15 protein-coding genes are annotated in these 19,539 nt (G+C 71.1%); 4 read left to right on the top strand and 11 right to left on the bottom strand.

Annotated features, from left to right (window positions below):
• The 4 genes from JMJ55_RS18630 to JMJ55_RS18615 all read right to left on the bottom strand — a co-directional run bounded on the left by JMJ55_RS18630 (window position 1) and on the right by JMJ55_RS18615 (window position 5,519).
• Window positions 1–1,365, bottom strand: coding sequence for an FAD-dependent oxidoreductase (locus JMJ55_RS18630; protein ID WP_202827099.1), 1,365 nt, complete (start codon window positions 1,363–1,365; stop codon window positions 1–3).
• Between the two features lie 2 nt (window positions 1,366–1,367).
• Window positions 1,368–1,739, bottom strand: coding sequence for an ArsR/SmtB family transcription factor (locus JMJ55_RS18625; RefSeq protein ID WP_202827098.1), 372 nt, complete (start codon window positions 1,737–1,739; stop codon window positions 1,368–1,370).
• A 218-nt stretch (window positions 1,740–1,957) separates the two neighbouring features.
• Entirely contained in the window at window positions 1,958–4,075 is a 2,118-nt protein-coding gene (locus JMJ55_RS18620) for an ATP-binding protein (protein ID WP_236033827.1), read from the bottom strand.
• The gene (locus JMJ55_RS18615) at window positions 4,062–5,519 is read right to left on the bottom strand and encodes an ATPase domain-containing protein (protein WP_202827096.1); all 1,458 of its coding nucleotides are present in this window, start codon (window positions 5,517–5,519) and stop codon (window positions 4,062–4,064) included. The genes JMJ55_RS18620 and JMJ55_RS18615 overlap by 14 nt, the downstream gene beginning before the upstream one ends.
• Window positions 5,520–6,016: 497 nt before the next feature.
• Here JMJ55_RS18615 and JMJ55_RS18610 point away from each other — a divergent pair, with 497 nt between their 5' ends.
• Both JMJ55_RS18610 and JMJ55_RS18605 read left to right on the top strand, forming a co-directional pair.
• On the top strand, window positions 6,017–6,931 hold the full coding sequence (locus tag JMJ55_RS18610) for an alpha/beta fold hydrolase (RefSeq protein WP_202827095.1): 915 nt from the start codon (window positions 6,017–6,019) through the stop codon (window positions 6,929–6,931).
• A complete protein-coding gene (locus tag JMJ55_RS18605) occupies window positions 6,924–8,054 on the top strand; it encodes a PAS domain S-box protein (RefSeq protein ID WP_202827094.1) in 1,131 nt (376 codons plus the stop codon). Before JMJ55_RS18610 ends, JMJ55_RS18605 begins: the two co-directional genes overlap by 8 nt.
• A gap of 12 nt (window positions 8,055–8,066) precedes the next feature.
• Here JMJ55_RS18605 and JMJ55_RS18600 read toward each other — a convergent pair whose 3' ends face one another.
• From JMJ55_RS18600 to JMJ55_RS18575, 6 genes are all read right to left on the bottom strand, one after another.
• Window positions 8,067–9,587 (bottom strand): acyl-CoA synthetase, encoded by a 1,521-nt coding sequence (locus JMJ55_RS18600; RefSeq protein ID WP_202827093.1) that lies wholly within the window; start codon window positions 9,585–9,587, stop codon window positions 8,067–8,069.
• Window positions 9,584–10,447: a MaoC/PaaZ C-terminal domain-containing protein gene (locus tag JMJ55_RS18595; RefSeq protein ID WP_202827092.1), complete on the bottom strand. Its 864-nt coding sequence runs from the start codon at window positions 10,445–10,447 to the stop codon at window positions 9,584–9,586. The genes JMJ55_RS18600 and JMJ55_RS18595 overlap by 4 nt, the downstream gene beginning before the upstream one ends.
• Before the next feature lie 15 nt (window positions 10,448–10,462).
• A complete protein-coding gene (locus JMJ55_RS18590; protein WP_202827091.1) occupies window positions 10,463–10,900 on the bottom strand; it encodes a Zn-ribbon domain-containing OB-fold protein in 438 nt (145 codons plus the stop codon).
• The gene (locus JMJ55_RS18585; RefSeq protein ID WP_202827090.1) at window positions 10,897–12,081 is read right to left on the bottom strand and encodes a thiolase C-terminal domain-containing protein; all 1,185 of its coding nucleotides are present in this window, start codon (window positions 12,079–12,081) and stop codon (window positions 10,897–10,899) included. The genes JMJ55_RS18590 and JMJ55_RS18585 overlap by 4 nt, the downstream gene beginning before the upstream one ends.
• Before the next feature lie 34 nt (window positions 12,082–12,115).
• The gene (locus JMJ55_RS18580; RefSeq protein ID WP_202827089.1) at window positions 12,116–13,102 is read right to left on the bottom strand and encodes a Bug family tripartite tricarboxylate transporter substrate binding protein; all 987 of its coding nucleotides are present in this window, start codon (window positions 13,100–13,102) and stop codon (window positions 12,116–12,118) included.
• 173 nt (window positions 13,103–13,275) lie between these two features.
• Window positions 13,276–14,073, bottom strand: a complete 798-nt coding sequence (locus JMJ55_RS18575; protein WP_202827088.1) for an IclR family transcriptional regulator — start codon at window positions 14,071–14,073, stop codon at window positions 13,276–13,278.
• Between the two features lie 75 nt (window positions 14,074–14,148).
• Here JMJ55_RS18575 and JMJ55_RS18570 point away from each other — a divergent pair, with 75 nt between their 5' ends.
• Window positions 14,149–15,303: an acyl-CoA dehydrogenase family protein gene (locus JMJ55_RS18570; protein WP_328702698.1), complete on the top strand. Its 1,155-nt coding sequence runs from the start codon at window positions 14,149–14,151 to the stop codon at window positions 15,301–15,303.
• A 13-nt stretch (window positions 15,304–15,316) separates the two neighbouring features.
• Here the strand turns inward: JMJ55_RS18570 and JMJ55_RS18565 are convergent, their stop codons facing one another.
• Window positions 15,317–15,826, bottom strand: a complete 510-nt coding sequence (locus tag JMJ55_RS18565) for a winged helix DNA-binding protein (RefSeq protein ID WP_202827087.1) — start codon at window positions 15,824–15,826, stop codon at window positions 15,317–15,319.
• A 99-nt stretch (window positions 15,827–15,925) separates the two neighbouring features.
• On the opposite strand from JMJ55_RS18565, the gene JMJ55_RS18560 reads away from it, so the two are divergent.
• Window positions 15,926–19,534, top strand: coding sequence for a hydantoinase B/oxoprolinase family protein (locus tag JMJ55_RS18560; protein WP_202827086.1), 3,609 nt, complete (start codon window positions 15,926–15,928; stop codon window positions 19,532–19,534).
• The last annotated feature ends 5 nt before the right edge of the window (window positions 19,535–19,539 follow it).

Here is a 19,539-nt window from a genome sequence, read left to right as displayed (position 1 = left end):
TCAGGCGGTCCGCGCCGGGGAACAGCAGGAAGGGGCCGGCGCCGGCGCGCAACAGGCCGACGCCACTGCCGGCGCTACCACCGGGGCAGGGCGCTGCGTGGTGCAGACGCCGGTTTCCGGCAGCACCAGCTCCACCCGCCGGGCCGCCGCCACATCGCCGGCCAGATAGGCGGCGATGCTGCGCACCTGCTCATGCCCCGTCGCCAGCAGGAAGGTCGGCGCCCGGCCATAGGCCTTCATGCCGGCGATGTAGAAGCCGGGCTCCTCCGGGTGCCGAAGCTCGGCCTCGCCATGCGGGCGCACCGTGCCGCAGGAATGGAGGTTGGGGTCGATCAGCGGCGCCAGTGCGGGCGTGGCCTGCACGGCGGGATCGAGCGCGAGGCGAATCTCCTCCAGGAAGGACAGGTCGGGCCGGAAGCCGGTGGCGACGATGATCCGGTCGGCGCGCACCGCCTCGCTCCGCCCGCCCCGGTCGCCCTGGACCAGCAGCCCGTCGCCGCTGCGCGCGATGCGATGGATGAGGAAGGGCGCCAGCGCCTCGACCTGCCCGGCCTCGACCAGCGCGCGGGCCTGCGCGCCGAGCGCGCCCCGGGCGGCCAGGCCATCGGCGCCACCACCCCCGAAATTGACCGCCGCGAGCGGGCGCCGGAAGGCCCAGAGGATGCGCGTGCCGGGCTCCTCGCGGGCCAGCGCGACCAGGTCGAGCACGGCATTCATGGCCGAATGGCCGCCGCCCAGCACCAGCGTGGTAGCGCCCGCATAGGCGCCTCGGGCGGCCCCCAGCACCTCGGGGATGCCATAGGAGATGCGGTCGGCATTGGCCGCCTCGCCGGGCGCCGAAAGGCCATGGGCGCCGGCCGGGTTCGGGCGGGTCCAGGTGCCGGAGCAATCGATCACCGCACGGGCCTCGAGGACATCGATGTCGCCATCCGCGCCGGCGAGGTGCAGCACGAAGGGCGCGGCGGTGCGATTGCCCTCATGCAGGCGGTCGTGATGGCGCCGCGAGACGCCGACGACCCGGGCACCGAAGCGCAGCTCGGTGCCGGACTGGGCGAGGGCTTCCGCCAGCGGTTCGACATAGAGGGCAAGGAGCTCGGCGCCGGTCGGGTAGGCCTCCGGATCCGGCGCGCGCCAGCCTCCGGCCGCGAGAAGCGCGCGGGCCGCGCTGTCGATATTGAAGCGCCAGGGCGAGAACATCCGCACATGGCCCCAGGCGCGGATGGCGGCACCGGGCCCGGGCCCGGCCTCGAGCACGACCGGCTGCAGCCCGCGCGCGGCGAGGTGGGCGGCGGCGGCGAGGCCGATCGGCCCGGCGCCGATGACGGCCACGGGCAGGCTGCGATCGGGGAGGGCGGCATCGGGCATGGTCAGACCTCCGGCATGGCGGATGGTGGGCAGCAGCGCGCGGCGGCGGGCGCCAGCGCGGCATCGAGCAACGGCGCGCAGATCTCCGGCCGTCCCTTGCAGCAATCCTGCAGCAGGAAGGCGATCAACCCGCGCACGCCGGCATAATCGGCGGCGTAGATCACCGACCGGCTCTCGCGCCGAGAGGTCACCAGCCCGGCCCGGGCCAGGATGCCGAGATGGCTGGACATGGTGTTGTGCGGGACCGCGAGCTGCCGGGCGATGTCGCCGGCGCTCATGCCCTCCAGGCCGGCCTCGACCAGCAGCCGGAACACGGCCAGTCGCGTCTCCTGGGCCAGTGCGGCGAGGGCTTCGAGGGTTTGTTTCGTTTCCATATGTCGAGCAACATGGACATGTTGGAGGTGGAGATCAAGGGTAATCCGCCAGCCCTGCCAGGCCCGTTGGACAAGGCCAGAGGTTGAGGGCCGGCGAGGGATTTTCTGGTCCGGAAGGAGCGCGGCGCAGCCGATGCTGGTTGCGTCGGCAAGCCGACCGACGCACCGGGGACTGGAAGACCCGCCGGACCGACCCGATTGGCCTTGTCCAACGGGCCTTAGTCGGCGGCCTCGCCTTGCGACTCCCTGGCCGGCCGCTGCCGCAGGGAGATGAGCGTCGCCTCGAGTTCCGTCGGCGAGACCGGCTTGCGCAGCACGCGCAATCCCTCGCGGACCGCCTGGGTCACCAGCCTGGCCGAGGCCTCCGGGCCGATGACCAGCACGACGGGCAGTCCCGGATGGTGGCGGCGCGCGGTGCGGGCCAGCGTAATGCCATCGGGGCCCGAGGGCAGCGGATCGGTCACCAGCAGCAGGTCGAAGCCCTGCCGCGTCAGCAGGGCCTGCGCCTCATCCGTGCCCGCCGCCTCCGCCGCGTTCCAGGCGAGGTCCTGGAGGCAATGGACCAGGTAGCGCCGCGTCAGCGAGACCGGCTCGACCACAAGGGCCCGCGGCCGCTCCGCCTCTGCGGCTGGCAATGGGGCCGCTGGTTCCAGGCCCTCGGCCTGCGGCAGCCAGAGGATCACGGTCGTGCCGCGTCCCGGCTCGCTCTCCAGCCGCAACCCGCCGCCCGATTGGGTTGCGAAGCTGCTGGCCATGGACAGGCCGAGCCCGGTTCCCCGGTCCTTCGGCTTGGTGGTGAAGAAGGGCTCCGTCGCCCGCGCCATGGTCGCGGCATCCATGCCGATGCCGGTATCCCGGACCGAGAGCCGCACATAGCGCCCCGGCCGCAGCCCGGCCGGATGCTGCGCGCTATCCTCGGCCACCGTCTCGGCCGCGGCGTCCAGGATGACCTCGCCGCCCCCGGGCATCGCGTCCCGGGCATTGATGGCGAGGTTGATCAGCACCGTCTCCAGCTGCCGCTGATCCGCTTCGAACGCCGGCAGCCCGGTCGGCGCCTCGATCCGCATCCTGACCCCGAGGCCGAGCGTGCCGCCGAGCAGGTCCCGCAGCCCGCCCAGCAGCTCCGCCGGATCCAGCCGGGTAGCGTTCAGCGCCTCCCGCCGGGCGAAGGCCAGCAGGCGGCGGGAGACCGCGACGCCCCGCTCGGCACCCTCCCGCAGCCCGGCCAGCAGGCGGAGCGCGCCGATCCCCTCCGCCGCCAGCGCGGCGCCATGGCGCCGCTCCAGCAGCGTGATGCCCGCCAGCACCGCGGCCGAGGCATTGTTGAAATCATGCGCTACGCCGCCGGCGAGCTGGCCGAGCGCTTCCATCTTCTGCGCCTGCCGCAGCCGTTCCTGCGCGGCGGCGCGTTCCGCCATCTCCCTGGCGAGCTCGGCCTCCGCCCGGCGGCGCGCGGTGATATCGACCAGGGCGGCCATGGTGCGGGCGAAGCCGCCCGCCATGTTCCGTTCCACCCGGACCGAAACCAGCACATCGGCCACCTCGCCGGACTGCTTGACCATGCGGTACTCGACATCATCCCAGGCGCCTTCGGCCAGCAGCCGTGGCCAATGCACCATGCGGTGCAGCCGGGCGGCATCCTCGGTCATGAATTCGGTGATATGGCGCCCGATGACCTCGCTGCGGGCGTCGTAGCCCATGAATTCCAGCCAGCGGTCGCTGACGCTCTGCAACCGGCCTTCCGCGTCGAGGGAGTGCAGCGCGATCGGCGTCTGGCGGTAGAGCGCCCGATGCGCGGCCTCGGCCCGCGCGCGTTCGGCTGCTTCGGCCGCCAGCTCGCGGGTGCGTTCCTCGACGCGCGATTCCAGCGTCTCCGCCGCAAGCCGCAGCGCCTCCAGGTAGCGGCGGGTCTCGTGCTGGCGATCGCGCGCGCGCAGGGAAGCGCGAACGGCGCTGCGCAGTGTCTCCTCATGCAGCGGGCGTTCCAGCAGGGTGACATTGCCCAGGGCCTCGAGCAGCCGCCGGCGCTCCGCGCTGCCACGCCGATGCCGCCCGGCGGTGAGCACCAGGACCGGCAGGTCGGACCAGGCCGGCTGATGCGCCAGGGAGGCGATGAGCCCCGCCGAGCCACGCGCCAGCGCCTCCTCCGCCACGACCAGCGCGGCGACGCTGGCGCCGCCTTCGGGCTGCACATCCTCGCAAAGGCCCGCCAGATCGGCATGGGTCTTGGCCGGCAGGCCCATGCCGGTCAGGATGCGCTCGATCTCCCTGGCATCCCGGCCGACCGGCGCCAGCACGAGAACCGGGCCCGGGGATGAGGGATCAGCTGGCCTCATTGCCCCCAAGCCCAAGAAGGGGCTCGCTCGGGCCGGCATAGACCGGCACTCCGGTCAGGATGCCCCGCAATTCCAGCAGCGGTGGGCCGACCTGCATGCCATCGGGAAAGAGGCGGAATTCACGGATCGACAGCTCATGCACCCCGGTGCGCTTCTTGATGACCGATATCGCCTTGCGCAACTCCCCCGCCGCCTCGAAGAAGCGCAGCACGACCACCGTATCGCTGAGGAAGCTGAGATCGACGGGGTTCTGCACGTCTCCCACCACGCCCTGCTGCGCCAGGATCAGGATCGTCACCACGCCTTTGTGGTTGAGGTAGGTCAGCAGCTCATGCAGCTGGAGAATCAGCGACTGCTCCTCCGGCATCGTGCCGAGATAGGAGTTCAGGCTGTCGATCACCACGATGCGGGCCTGCTTGTCCTCGACCTCGCGGCGGACCTGCCAGACGAACTCGCCAGGGGAGAGGCGCGACGGGCTGCTGCGGTACCAGCCGAGCCGGCCCGCCTGGACCGCGCTCTCCACGCCGAGATTGAGCGCCGTGGCGCGGCGCGAGAGCGTCTCAAGCGTTTCGTCGAAGGAGAAATAGACGGCATGCTCGCCCTGCCCGACCGCGGCCATGACATAGCGCAGCGCGATCGAGGATTTGCCGGCACCTGAAGGCCCGACCAGTATCGTCGTCGTCCCCCGATCGAGCCCGCCGCCCAGGAGATTGTCGAGGCCGGCGAGGCCGCTCGACACGGCACCCTCCGCCGGCGGCTCCCGGTGCTCCTCGGCAATGAGGCTCGGGAAGACCAGCACCTCGCCGGTGACGAGAGCGAAATCGTGCCAGCCGCTCTGGTAGTCGGAGCCGCGCATCTTGGCGATCCGCAGCCGCCGGCGGGCCGCGCCGTAATTGCGCTCGATCTGCTCCAGCGACAGCACGCCATGCACCAGGCTGTGGAGGTCGCCATCGCCCTTGCCGCCGGTCAGGTCGTCGAGGAGAATCGTGGTGATGTGGCGGCCCTGGAGGAAACGCTTGAGGCCGAGCAATTGCCGACGATAGGGCAGGGGGTCCTGGGCCAGCAACCGCAACTCCGCCAGGCTGTCCAGCACCACCCGGTCGGGCTTGGTCGCCTCGATGCGGGCGGTGATGGTGCGCATGGTCTCGTCGAATTCGGCCTCGGCCGGATAGAGCACCGTTTGCTGGTTCTCGAGATCCGCCTCGGCCGGAACCAGTTCGAAGAGATCGATGCCGTCGAGCGACCAGCCATGCGAAGCGGCGGAGGCGACCAGTTCCTCGACGGTTTCGGACAGGGTGATGTAGAGGCAGCGCTCGCCGTTGGCGACGCCTTTGAGGAGGAAGCGCAGCGCGATGGTCGTCTTGCCGGCGCCCGGTGCGCCTTCGACCAGATGTAATCGGTTCCGTGGCAGGCCGCCGCGCAGGATGACGTCGAGTTCCGGCATGCCGGTGGGTAGGATCGCGATAGGCCTAGGCTCTGGCACGCGTCCTCTCCGCTCTTGCTGCCACGGCCGGTCGGACGCGAGGCTGGTGCTACCTGCGCGGGCTCGTTCGTCTCGCCATCCGGCCGCCGAACGGTAACGCGTGCGGTGCCTGAAGAATTGCATCACCCGTACGCCGCTCGGCCAGCACGAGCCGCAGGGCGAGTCGCTGTCGCACCGCGACCTCACCATATCCGCGCCCTCTGGGATACCGGTGCACCCGGAAGGTTTCAATCCGGGCGCAGTTCAACAACCTGCGGGGGCATCGATCAGCCGGACGCCTGGTTGCGGGACTGGCCGCCGGATCGCAGGGACGGGCCTTGCCAATCACGCCTTCGTTGTTGTGCTCGGTCCAGTCCGTTACATCGGTGTTGCGGCGCCATTCTTTTCATGATGGTGGATTAAACCATAGTGGGCCTCAAACCCTTAGGAAAGCGTCCCTGGCTTAGGTATAGATTGGGATGCATCCCTGGACAGGCGCAGACATCGCGGGCTGCCACGACGCCTTGCCGGTGAAGCCGCCATCGCTTCAGGGCCATTCCGGAGAGTTATCCTTGGTAGAGCCAGGTATCCTGGACCGGCACAACCTGCGAATCGCTGGGCATGGCCGGCCAACACTCGTCTTCGCCCATGGCTATGGATGCGACCAGTCGATGTGGCGCCTGGTTGCGCCCAGTTTCGAGCCGGACCACCGGACCGTGCTGTTCGACCATGTAGGCTCCGGCCGGAGCCGCGCCCCCTATGACCCGGTGCGCTATGCGAGCCTGGAAGGCTATGCCGAGGACGTGCTGGCGATCTGCGAGGCCGTCGGCCCGGAGCCGGTGGTCTTCATCGGCCATTCGGTCAGCGCCATGATCGGCGCGCTCGCCGCCGCGCGCGAGCCAGGGCGCTTCGCCGGCCTCGTCATGATCGGACCCTCCCCGCGCTATATCGACGACGACCGCTATGTCGGCGGCTTCAAGCGGGAGGATATCGAGGGGCTGCTGGCCTTGCTGGAAGCCGACCATGTGGGCTGGGCCAACGCCATGGCCCCCGCAGTCATGGGCCATGCCGAGCGGCCGGAACTGGCGGAGGAACTCGCCGCCAGCTTCTGCCGCGTGGACCCGGAGGTGGCGCGCCACTTCGCCCGGGTCACCTTCACCTCGGACAACCGTGGCGACCTTGCCCGGGTGGGGACGCCGACGCTGGTCCTCCAATGCGCCCGGGACATGATCGCGCCGACCGCCGTGGGCGAGTACATCCACCGCCATATTCCGGGCAGCGAGCTCGTCATCCTCGACACCAGCGGGCATTGCCCGCATCTCAGCGCGCCGGACGAGACCATCGCCGCCATCCGCGGCTTTCTCGCCAGGCTCGGTCCGGGCGGCCATGGCTGAGCCTGGCGCCGAGGCGCTGTATGAGGACGCGCCCTGCGGCTACCTGTCCTGGCAGGGCACCGACGGGCCGATCCTGCAGGCGAACGGCGCCTTCCGCCGCTGGACCGGCTACGACACCGCGGAGCTGGTCGGCCTGCGGCGCTTCGAGGAGCTGCTCACCCCGGCGGCGCGGATCATGCACGCCACGCGGCATCTGCAGCTCCTGCTCACCCGGGGCGTGGCGGAACGGCTGGCGCTGGAGCTGGTCTGCGCCGATGGCAACAGGCTGCCCGTGCTGGTCAGCTCCGCGGTCCGGCGGGATGCCGGGGGCGCGCCGGTCTCGACGCAGATGATGCTGCTCGACGCGACTGCCTATCAGCTCAATGAGCGGCGGCTGATGGAGGCGCGCGAGCGGGCCGAGCGGTCCGAGCTCGAGGCACGCCGCGCCCTCGCCGGGGTCGAAGCCGCCAATCGCGGCAAGGCGCGCTTCCTCTCGGCGATGAACCACGAATTCCGCACGCCGATCGGCGTCATCACCGGCTTCGCCGACCTGCTGGTCTCCCAAGCCGAGCGGCCGGGCGCGGGCGGCCTGCGGACCGACTGGCTGCGCGAGATCTCGGCGGCGTCCTTCCACCTGCTCGGCCTGCTGGAGGATGCCACCTGCTTCGCGCGGCTGGACGAGGCGCCGCGGCAATTCGCCCCGCGTCCGTCAGGGCTGCGCAAGGTCGCCGATGCCGGCCTGCACCGGGCCTCGCCCGTGCTCGACCGCGCCCAGCTCGCCGGCGCGCTGGAGGATGGGGAGGAAGTGCCGGCGGCGCTCGACGAGGCGCTGGCGGCCGAGGCGGTGGCCGGCATCCTCCGCGAGCTCGGCCGCCGCGCCCCGCCCGGGCAGGTGGTGCGGCTGCGCTGCCTCGACACACCGGCGCGGATCGAGCTGCGCTGCGCCGCCGTGACCCTCTCGGCGGAGGCCGTGGCCGGCCTTCAGGCCCCGCTCGACGCCGCGGTGGTGACGAATCGCGGGTTGGAAGGCGCGGGGCTCGGCATCGCCGTGGCGGAGCGGATCGCCACGATCCATGGCGGCAGCCTGCGGATCGGCGGCGGGACGGAGGGGACGCTCGTCACCCTCCTCCTCGGCGCGGGCTGAGCCCCCACCCCTTCAGATGCGCCGGCCCACCCCCTGCCAATGCGGGTCGCGCAGCTGCCGCTTCAGCAGCTTGCCGGAGGCGTCGCGCGGCAGGGCCTCGTGGAACTCGATCACCTTCGGCACCTTGAAGCCGGCGAGCCGCGCGCGCAGCGCCTCGCGCACCTGCCGTTCGGTCGTGCCGGGTGCGGCAAGCAGCGCCGCGCAGACGGCCTCGCCGAATTCGGCATCGGGGATGCCGAAGACCGCGCAGTCGAGCACGCCCTCCACATCGATCAGGGCGGCCTCGATCTCGGTCGGGTAGATGTTCACCCCGCCGGAGATGATCATGTCGCGCTTGCGGTCGCAGACGAAGAGGAAGCCGGCCTCGTCCAGATAGCCGACATCGCCGGCGGTGATCATCCCGTCCCGCTCCACCGCGCGCCGGTCGGCATCGCGCTTGTGGTAGGTGAAGTCGGGCAGGCAGGCGAGGCGGGCGAAGATCTCGCCGGCCTCGCCGGGCGGGCAGTCCTGCCCCTGATCGTCGAGGATGCGGATCGACGCCCCCTCCACCAGCCGCCCGACCGTGCCGGGCCGCGCCAGCCATTCCTCGCTGGTGCAGGCGGTGACGGCGCCGATATCGGTCGCGCCGTAGAATTCATGGATCACCGGGCCCCACCATTCGATCATGGCCCGCTTGACCTCGGGCGGGCAAGGCGCGGCGGCATGCGTCACCTGGCGCAGCGAGGACAGGTCGTAGCGCCGCCGCACGGCCTCGGGCAGGCGCAGCAGCCGCACCATCATGGTCGGCACGACGAAGGTGGTGTCGATGCGGTGCCGCTCGATCAGCGCCAGGAATTCCTCCGGCTCGAAGCGCGGCATCAGCACGAACAGCTCCGCGAGCTGCGCCGCGCGCAGGCCGAAGCTGTTAGGCGCGCTGTGATAGAGCGGGCCGGGCAGCAGGGCCCGGACGCCGGGCTTCAGCCCATAGACCTCGGCCCGGTTGCGCGCCATGCCGGCCACCTGATCCGGCGTCGGCGACTGGCGGCGCACGCCCTTCGGCCGGCCGGTGGTGCCGGAGGTATAGACCATGCTCTCCCGCGGCGGCTCGGGCGGGGCATCCCATTCGGCCTGGCCGGCCAGCCAAGCTTCCCAGTCGAGGCCCGTGGGGGCCGCCGCACTGGGATTGGGGCCATAGGCCTCGGCCAGTTCCGGCGGGACCGGGGCGGCGATGATGGTGATGCCGGCCGGGGCCCGCGCCAGCAGCGGCAGCAGATCGGCATGCACGACGACGATGCGGGCGTCGCAATCCTGCAGCAGATAGGCGACCTCCTCGGCCTTCCAGTGCCAGTTCACCGGCACCGCATAGCCGCCGGCGATGGTGGCGCCGAGGCTCGCCTCGAGGAAGGTGTAGTCGTTCCGCAGCAGCAGCGCGATGCAGTCGCCCGGCCGGATGCCGAGGGCGCGGAAGCCGGTCGCGGCCCGGCGGGCGCGGCCGAGCAGCTCGGCGCGGCTCCGCTGCCGCGCGCCGCTCAGGATCACGCCGTCGCTGGTCATGCCGCATACTCCGCCAGCCCGTTGTTGAGCACCGTCACGTCCCGTGCCGGCACGCGCATGCGGAAGGCGGCCCGGCCGGGCGAGGTGCGCCAGACCTCGGTGCGGAGCGTCTCGCCCGGATAGACCGGCGCGGTGAAGCGCAGGTCGATCCGCCGCAGCCGCTCCGCCTGTCCCTCGCAGAGCAGATTGGCCAGGGCCCAGCCGGCCACGCCATAGGAAGCCAGACCATGCAGGATCGGCTGGCGGAAGCCGGCCTGCGCCGCCACCTCCGGATCGGCATGGACGGGGTTGGTATCCCCGTTCAGCCGGTAGAGCAGCGCCGCATGCGGCCCGAGCGTCCAGTCGAACTCCGCCTCGGGCGGCGTGTCCGGCATGGGGTGCGGCTGGCGCACCGGGCCGGCCGGGCCGCCGAAGCCGCCATCGCCCCGCAGGAAGGAGGTGCTGGTGAGCGAGCAGAACAGCTCGCCCGTCGCGGCGTCGCGCACTTCCCGCGTGGAATAGAGCAGCGCGCCGCGGCCCGGCCCCTTGTCGATGATGTCGTCGATGCGGAGCCGGCCGATCACGCGTCCCTCGGGCGGCAGCGGGCGGTGGATGGTCAGCCCCTGCTCGCCATGCAGCACCTTCGGCCAGTCGACGCCGGTATCCGGCTCCTTCACCCAGAAGCCCGGGGTGGCGAGCACCACGCCCATGGTGGGCAGGGCCACCAGCCCGTCCTCATAGACATGGCGAAGCTGGCGGCGGTCCAGCGGGTCCTGCCCCAGGCCGAGGCCGAGCGCGTAGAGGACCGTGTCCTTCCAGCCATAGGCCTGCTCGACATCCGGGAAGTGCCGGGCCTTCAGGCGCGCATAATCGATGGCCATGGTCGCTTTCCTCCCTCAGCCCAGCATGCGCCACTGCACCAGCGTGTAGGGCGGGTCGGCCGTGTCATGCGGCTCGAACACCGCCTCGACCTCGGCGCCGATCCGCACCTCCTGCATCGGGTCGCCGAGCAGGTTGCCGACCATGCGGATGCCATCCGCCCCCGGCAGTTCGACCAGCACGATGAGGTAGGGGCCGTGGTCGGTCAGTGCGCCGTGCACCGGGTGGTAGGGCCGCTGCCAGCTATAGATGCGGCCGCGCGGCGCGACCTCCGCCCAGCCCAGGTCGAAGGAATGGCAGCGATGGCAAACCCATTCCGGGCCCCATTGGTGCTTGCCGCAGCCGCCGCATTTCTGGATCACCAGCTTGCCGGCGCGGGTGCCCTGCCAATAGGGCAGGGCGATCGAATCCTGGTTGGGGACGGGCAGGCCGTCCGGCAGATAGGGCTTGCTCACAGCGTGGCCTCCGTCCCGACGACCAGGCTGCTGACCGGCGTCACCATCGGCCCGCCGAGCACGGCGACGACATCGGCCCCCGGCACCTGGTTGATCGCGGTGCCGCGCAACTGGCGCACCGCCTCGTTCACCATCTCGAGCCCGTGCATGTAGCATTCGGCCAGGTTGCCGCCGGATGTGTTCATCGGCATCCGCCCGCCCGACACCAGCAGGTTCTCGAGCACCAGCTCCTCATTCGCCGTCTTCGGGTCGACGAAGCCGTGCTCGACCAGGCTCAGCAGCACGCCGCCGGTGAAGTTCTCATAGGCCTGGACCACGTCGCAGTCCTTCGGGCCGAGCTTCGCCATGTCCCACATGTTCTTCGCCACCGTCTTGAAATGGGCGGAGGCATAGTCGGGCGCGTTGTGCACCGGCGCGGCGCTGCGGTGATGGCCGCCCTGGGCGGCGCCCAGTAGATAGACCGGCTTCTGCGGCAGGTCCTTCGCCCGGTCCGCCGGCACGACCAGCACGGCGCCGGCACCGTCATTCTCCTGGCAGCAGTCGAACAGGCGGTGGAAGGGCTCGATGATCCAACGGGAGCTCTCGTATTTCTCCTCCGACAACGGCCGCCCGCGCATCACCGCGTTCGGGTTGTTCTGCGCGTGGTGGTAGGAGGCCATGGCGATGGCGCGCAGCGCCTCGTGCCGGATGCCGTGCTCGGTCATGAAGCGGGTGATCTTCATGGCGAAGCGCTGCGCCGGCGACATCAGGCCGTAGGGCGCGAGGAAGGCATCGTCGCCCATCGCCGCCGCGCCGGTGCGGCTGCGGCCATAGCGGGCGAACTGCCCCTGGGCGAGGGAGCGGAAGGCGATGACGCAATTCGCCATCCCCGACTGCACCGCTGCCCCGGCATTGGCGACCGCCGCCGCCACGCCGCCGCCGCCGCCGCCCCAATGCATGTTGGAGAAGCGAAGCTCCCGGATGCCGAGCGCCGCGGCGAGGCGCGGGCCATCGGACCGGTCATCGCCATAGGAGGCGAAGCCATCCACCTCGCGCGGGTCGATGCCGGCATCATGGCAGGCATTGAGGATCGCCTGCAGCGCCAGCTTGAATTCCGCATCCGGCGATTGGCCGTGCTTGTAATAGGTCGTCTCGCCGATCCCGGCGATGGCGACCTTGCCGCGCAAGCTCCGCTCCGTCATCTGCGCCCGTCCCCTGTCATCCTGCCACCCATTCTCAATCGATCCGGAAGCCCGTCCGCTCGGCGAAGTGGCGCCATTTCGTCACCTCGGAGGCGAGGAAGTCGCGGAAGGCCTCGCCCCGCAGGGCCAGCGGCAGCCCGCCCTGGATCCTCAGGAATTCCCGCAGCTCCTCGCCGGCGAGGATGGAGGCGACCTCGCGCTCCAGCCGGTCGGACACAGCGGAGGGCAGGCCGCGCGGGCCGAACAGGGAGAACCAGGTCACCGCCTCCACATCGGGCACGCCCTGCTCGGCCATGGTCGGCGTGTCGGGCAGCTCCTCCAGCCGCTGCGGTGCCGCGACGGCGAGGGGGCGGATCTTCCCGGCGCGCACCATCTCGAAGCCCGGATTGGGATATTCGAAGAGCAGGTCGATGCTGCCCGCCAGCAGGTCGGCCAGTGCCGGCGAGCTGCCGCGATAGGGCACATGCGCGATCTCGATGCCGGCCGAGAGCTTGAACATCTCCCCGACCAAATGCTGCACCGTGCCGATGCCGGAAGAGCCGAAGGTGAGCTGGCCCGGCCGCCGCTTCGCCTCGGCGATGACATCGGTGGCGCTCCGCCAGGGCCGGGACGGGTGGCAGAACAGCGTCGGGACGACCTTCACGATGCCATGGATCGGCGTGAAGTCGGCCACCGGGTCATAGCCCGGGTTGCGCATGAGCGAGGCGTTGGAGGCGTTGATGCCCTGCGTCCCGATCATCAGCGTATAGCCATCCGCGGGCGCGCGGGCGACGCTGCGGGCGGCGATGGAGCCGCCGGCCCCGGGCCGGTTCTCCACCACCACGGTCTGGCCGAGGCGGGGCGTCAGGGCGCCGGCGATGAAGCGTCCGACCGCATCGGTGAAGGCGCCCGGCGCGAAGGGGACGACGAGGGTGATGGGCCGCTCCGGCCAGGCCTGGGCCCATGCCGGCGCCGCCAGGGCGAGGGCCGGGAGCGAGAGGCCCAGCGAGCGGCCCAGGGAACGACGGGTGAGGTGCGACATGCTCCGCCGCCCCTCAGCCCGGCCCGAGCCGGATCGCGGACAGGTCCGATGCGGGCCGGGATGCCTTCGGCGATCGGGTCATGGGCGGCCGTTTCCTCCTTGATTGAGGAAATTCTAGGCCCGGGCCGGCTCCCGACGCAAGGCTGATTTTCGCAATGCCGAATGCTTTTTCTCTATTCGAAAGCCAGGCAGCGTTCGACATCCAGCGCCAGGAGCTGCAACTCGCTCCCGATGCGCTCCAGCGCCGCCCGGTCATGCTGGCCGCCGAACATGGTGGCGCTGATGGCCAGCAACCCGTCGCCGCCCCGCACCGGGGCCGAGATCGTGGTCACGCCCTGCATGTAGTAGCCGTCATCCAGCGCCCAGCCGCGGGCGCGGGCCTCCTCCACCTGCTCCATGAAGGTCTCGAAGGGGAAGGGGCGCTGCCAGCGCAGCGCGGCGAAGCGGCGGCGCATCTCGGCCTCGCCCATCTCGCCGAAAGCCGCGGCGATGCGCCCCATGGCCCCGATCAGGACCGGCAGGCGCTGGCCGACCCCCATGCGGATCCGCATCACCTGGTCGCTCTCGGCCACATGCGAGAGCACCATCCGGTCCGGCCCGTCCGGCCGCCAGAGCGCGACGGTGACGCCATGACGCAGCGCCAGCTGGCGCATCAGCGGCTGGAGATGCGCCGCCTCCGCGCCCCGGGCGAAGGCCGCCCGCGCCAGGTCCACCAGTCCGAGATCGAGCGCATAGGTCTTCGCCTCGGTATCGAAGCGCACCAGCTGGCCCTGGGCCAGGGTGCGGAGGATGTTGAAGCAGGTGCTGGTATGCAGGCCGAGGGCACGGGCCAGCGGGGTCACGCCCTGCGGCGCCGGCGAGGCGGCGAGATGCCGCAGGATGCGGATGGCGGCCGCCACCGCCGGCACCTCGCCGCGGGCGGCCCGGGGGTCTGCCGCGGCGTCCTCGGCCGGATTGGTCTGCACCGTCATGCGTCCTCACTCTGAACTTGCAAAAATAGTATTCGGCACAAAGAATGGAAGCCCGAACCGCCAAGGGCTGCCACCGTGATCCCCAGAACCGTCTTCACCTCCGAGCACGAGCTGTTCCGGGACCAGGTGCGCCGCTTCGTCGAGCGCGAGCTGGCCCCCCATCATGCCGCCTGGGAGGAGGCAGGAATGGTTCCCCGCTCGGCCTGGCGCAAGGCAGGGGAGGCGGGGCTGCTCTGCTGCAACATCCCCGAGGAGTATGGCGGCATGGGCGGGGACTTCCTGCACAGCGCCGTGGTGATCGAGGAGGTCGCGCGCGCCGGCCTCTCGGGGCCGGCCTTCTCGCTGCATTCCGACATCGTCGCGCCCTATCTGCTGCATTACGGGACCGAGGCGCAGAAGCAGCGCTGGCTGCCGCCCATGGCCACCGGCGAGGCGCTCGCCGCCGTCGCCATGACCGAGCCGCAGGGTGGCAGCGACCTCCAGGCGATCCGCACCTCCGCCCGGCGCGAGGGCGAGGAGTACGTCATCAGCGGCCAGAAGATCTACATCACCAATGCCCAGGGCGCCGATGTGATCGTCCTCGCCGCCAAGACCGATCCCACGGCGCGGGGCCGCGGCATCAGCCTGATCCTGGTCGAGACCGACCGGCCGGGCTTCGCCCGCGGCAAGCCGCTGAAGAAGGTCGGCTGCAAGGCGATGGACACCTCGGAGCTCTTCCTCGACGAGGTGCGGGTGCCGGTGGCGAACCTGCTTGGCGTGGAGGGGCGCGGCTTCGCCCAGCTGATGACGGAATTGGCGCAGGAGCGGCTGGTGCAGGCGGTGCGCAGCATGGCCGCGGCCGAGGCGGCGCTCGATTGGACCATCACCTACACCACCGGGCGCCAGGCCTTCGGCCAGACGCTCGCGGATTTCCAGAACACCCAGTTCCGCCTGGCCGAGATGCGGGCCGAGATCGCGGTGAACCGCGCCTATGTGGATCGCTGCCTGGAGGTCCACCTCCAGGGCAAGCTGGATGCGGTGGACGCCGCCATCGCCAAGATGCAGGCGACCGAGCTGCAGGGGCGGGTGATGGACGGGTGCGTCCAGCTGCATGGCGGCGCCGGCTATATGTGGGACTATCCCATCGCCCGGGCCTGGGCCGATGCCCGCATGGCCCGCATCGCCGGCGGCTCCATCGAGGTGATGAAGCAGATCATCGCCCGGAGCATGCTGCCGAAGCAGAGGGCCTGACGCGGACGCCCGCCTACAGCGTCGCCGCCGCCCGCGCCGCCTGTTCGTAGAAGCCCGAGATGGTGCGCAGCAGCCGTGCCGCCTCGGACAGGGCCGGGGCCGGCGGGCCGCTATCCCGCACCGCCCCGGCCAGCAGCCGCTCCCGCAACTCGGCATAGCGGGCGCAGAAGGCCGCGCCCTCGGCGGTCGCCGCCACCAGCTTCTCCTTGCCCTGGCGGCTGGTCTTCACCAGCCCGGCGCCTTCCAGCTTGCGGATGGCATAGGTGGCGATATGCGCATCCTCGATCGCCAGCGCGAGCAGGATCTCCGCCTGCCGCTTCGGCCGGCCGCGATGATGCACCGTGTGCAGGATCAGCACCTCGGTCGGCGAAAGCCCCGGCGCCCCGGCGGCGGCGGCGCAGAGCACCATCCAGCGCTGGAAGGCATGGCCGGCGACGATCAGCCCATATTCCACCTCGGACAGCGCCGGGGAGGCGCCGGCCGCGAGATGCGCGGAGGAGACGACGGGGCGGGGCTCGGCCATGAGCGAACATTGACAAAATACTGATAAATCGTCAATGAGGCCGCCGCGGCCTTGCGCCTGGGGCGAGGGGGCTGCATCACGGATGCGGTGGAGGCAGGCATGGACGCGGGCTGGCAGTTCTGGATCGATCGCGGCGGCACCTTCACCGATATCGTCGCCCGCGACCCCGAGGGGCGGCTCTCGACCGCCAAGCTGCTGTCCGAGAATCCCGGCCGCTACCGCGACGCCGCCGTCGCCGGCATCCGCCAGATCCTGGGCCTCGCGCCCGGCGCCCCCATCCCGCCCGGCGTGATCGAGGCGGTGAAGATGGGCACCACCGTCGCCACCAATGCCCTGCTGGAGCGCAAGGGCGAGCGGGTGCTGCTGCTGGTCAATCGCGGCTTCGCCGACATGCTGCGCATCGGCAATCAGGCCCGGCCGCGCCTCTTCGACCTCAACGTCAAGCTGCCCGACCTGCTGCATGAGCAGGTGGCCGAGATCGGCGGCCGCATCGCCGTCTCCGGCGAGGAGCTGGAGCCGCTCGACGAGGGTGCTGCCCGCGCCGCGCTGGAAGCCGCCTGGGCGGATGGGATCCGCGCCGTTGCCATCGTGCTGATGCATGCCTGGGCGCATCCGGCGCATGAGCTCCGCCTGGGCGAGATCGCGCGCGAGATCGGCTTTCCGCAGATCTCGCTCAGCCACCAGGCCTCGCCGCTGCCGCGCATCGTGCCGCGCGGCGACACCACCGTGGTCGATGCCTATCTCTCGCCGATCCTCCGCCGCTATGTGGAGCAGGTCTCGGGCGAGCTGCCGGGCGTCCGCCTCTATTTCATGCAGTCGAATGGCGGCCTTGCCGAGGCCGGGCATTTCCAGGGCAAGGACGCCATCCTCTCCGGCCCCGCCGGCGGCATTGTCGGCGCGGCGCGGACCGCGGGCATGGCCGGGCTCGACCGCATCATCGGCTTCGACATGGGCGGCACTAGCACCGATGTCGCCCTCTATGCCGGCGAGTTCGAGCGCGCCTTCGAGACGCTGGTCGCCGGCGTGCGGATGCGCGCGCCGATGATGGCGATCAACACCGTCGCGGCCGGCGGCGGCTCCATCCTGCAATTCGACGGCGCCCGCTACCGCGTCGGCCCGGAAAGCGCCGGCGCCGTGCCTGGCCCCGCCTGCTACCGCCGCGGCGGCCCGCTGACCGTGACCGATGCCAATGTCATGGTCGGCAAGATCCAGCCGCACCATTTCCCGGCGATCTTCGGCCCGAATGGCGACCAGCCCCTCGATGCCGAGGTGGTGCGGGAGAAATTCGCCGCCCTCGCCGCCGAGATCGGCGCCGCGACCGGCGAGACGCCGGAGCCGCGCGCGGTGGCCGAGGGCTTCCTCCGCGTCGCCGTCGCCAATATGGCCAATGCCATCAAGCAGGTCTCGATCCAGAAGGGCCATGACGTCACCCGCCACGCGCTGCAATGCTTCGGCGGCGCCGGCGGCCAGCATGCCTGCCTGGTGGCGGACGAACTCGGCATGGAGACGGTCTTCATCCACCCCTTCGCCGGCGTGCTCTCGGCCTATGGCATGGGCCTCGCCGACCAGACGGTGATCCGCGAGGCGGCGGTCGAGGGTCCGCTCTCGGCCGCGGGCATGGACGGCCTGGCGCGGACGCTCGACAGCCTCGCCGCCGAGGGGCGGGAGGAGTTGCTGCGCCAAGGCGCCGAGGCCGGCCGCATCGCCGCCGCCCGCCGCCTGCATCTCCGCTATGCCGGGACGGACAGCTTCCTCCCCGTGCCCTTCGGCACGCATGAGGCGGTGGTCGCCGCCTTCACCACCGCCCATCGCCAGCGCTTCGGCTTCGCCACGCCGGAGCGGCAGATCGTGGTCGAGGCCTGCATCGCCGAGGTCACCGCCGCCGGTGAATCGGTCGAGGAAGCGCGCCTCGCCGACCGCACCGGCGGCGGGGCGATCCCCCTCCTCGACACCGCATCGCTCTTTGCCGCCGGCGCCGAGCATGCCGCCCCGGTCCATGACCGCGAGGCGCTGCTGGCCGGCGACCGTCTGCCCGGCCCCTGCCTGATCCGCGAGGCCAATGCAACGACGGTGGTCGAGCCCGGCTGGACCGCCGAGGTCACGGCGCTGAACCACCTCATCCTCCGCCGCACCACCCCGCGCGAGGCGACCCGCACCGAGGTCACCGGTCGTCCCGACCCGGTGATGCTGGAGCTGTTCAACAACCTCTTCATGTCCATCGCCGAGCAGACCGGCGCCGTCCTGCAGAACACCTCGCTCAGTGTGAACATCAAGGAGCGGCTGGATTTCTCCTGCGCCATCTTCGATGCGACGGGCGGCCTCGTCGCCAACGCGCCGCATGTCCCGGTGCATCTCGGTGCCATGGGAGAGAGCGTCCGCACCGTCATCCGCCTGCGGGGCAAGACCCTGCGGCCGGGCGATGTGGTGGCGCTGAACAACCCCTATAACGGCGGCACCCACCTTCCGGACGTCACCGTCATCACCCCGGTCTTCGACGAGGCGGGGCGGGAGATCCTCTTCTTCCTCGGCAGCCGCGGCCACCATGCCGATATCGGCGGCCTCACCCCCGGCTCGACCCCGCCGCTCTCCCGTACGTTGGAGGAGGAGGGCGTCGTCATCGACGACTTCCTGCTGGTGGAGCAGGGCCGCTTCCGCGAGGCGGAGTTCCGCGCCCTGCTGGCCTCGGCCAAATACCCGGCCCGCAGCCCGGATGTGAACGTCGCCGACATCAAGGCGCAGATCGCTGCCAATGAGAAGGGCGTGCAGGAACTCCGCCGCGCCGTGCGGGAACAGGGGCTAGAGACGGTCCGCGCCTATATGCGCCACGTCATGGACAATGCGGAGGAGAGCGTCCGCCGCGTCCTGGCACGGCTTCAGGACGGCGAGTTCCGCACCACCACGGATGACGGCACGCCCTTGGTCGTCGCCGTCCGGGTGGATCGCGCCAACCGCCGCGCCACCATCGACTTCACCGGCACCGGCCCGCAACGGCCGAGCAATTTCAACGCCCCCGCCGCGGTCTGCCGCGCCGTGGTGCTCTACTGCTTCCGCGCCCTGGTCGGCGAGGAGATTCCGCTGAACGATGGCTGCCTGAAGCCGCTCGAGATCGTGGTCCCGGAGGGCACTTTCCTCTCGCCCCGCCCCGGCGCCGCGGTCGTCGCCGGCAATACCGAGGTCAGCCAGATGACCTGCAACGCCCTGCTGGCGGCGCTCCAGGCCTGTGCCTCGGCCCAGGCGACCATGAACAACGTGATATTCGGCGACGACACCTACCAGTATTATGAAACGGTCTGCGGCGGCGTCGGTGCCGGTCCCGGATTCGACGGCTGGGGGCCGGTGCAGACCCATATGACCAATACCCGCATGACCGATCCGGAGATCCTGGAGCTCCGCTATCCGGTGCGGCTGGAGGAGTTCTCGATCCGCCGCGGCTCCGGCGGCGCCGGCCAGTGGCGCGGCGGCGACGGGGCGCGGCGGCGCATCCGCTTCCTCCGCGCCATGCAGGCGATCGTCGTCGCCTCCCGCCGCAATGTCCCGCCGCATGGGCTGATGGGCGGCACGGATGGCCTGCCCGGCCGGCAATGGGTCGAGCGCGCCGATGGCCGCATCGAACCCATCCCCGGCAATAGCGGCAGCGCCGACCTCGCCGTGGGCGACGCGCTGGTGGTGGAGACGCCAGGCGGCGGCGGCTGGGGCCGCGCGGCATGAGGCCA

This window comes from Belnapia mucosa, assembly GCF_016775475.1.
Classification (GTDB): Bacteria; Pseudomonadota; Alphaproteobacteria; order Acetobacterales; family Acetobacteraceae; genus Belnapia; species Belnapia mucosa.
This window is presented reverse-complemented; position numbering and strand designations above follow the sequence as displayed.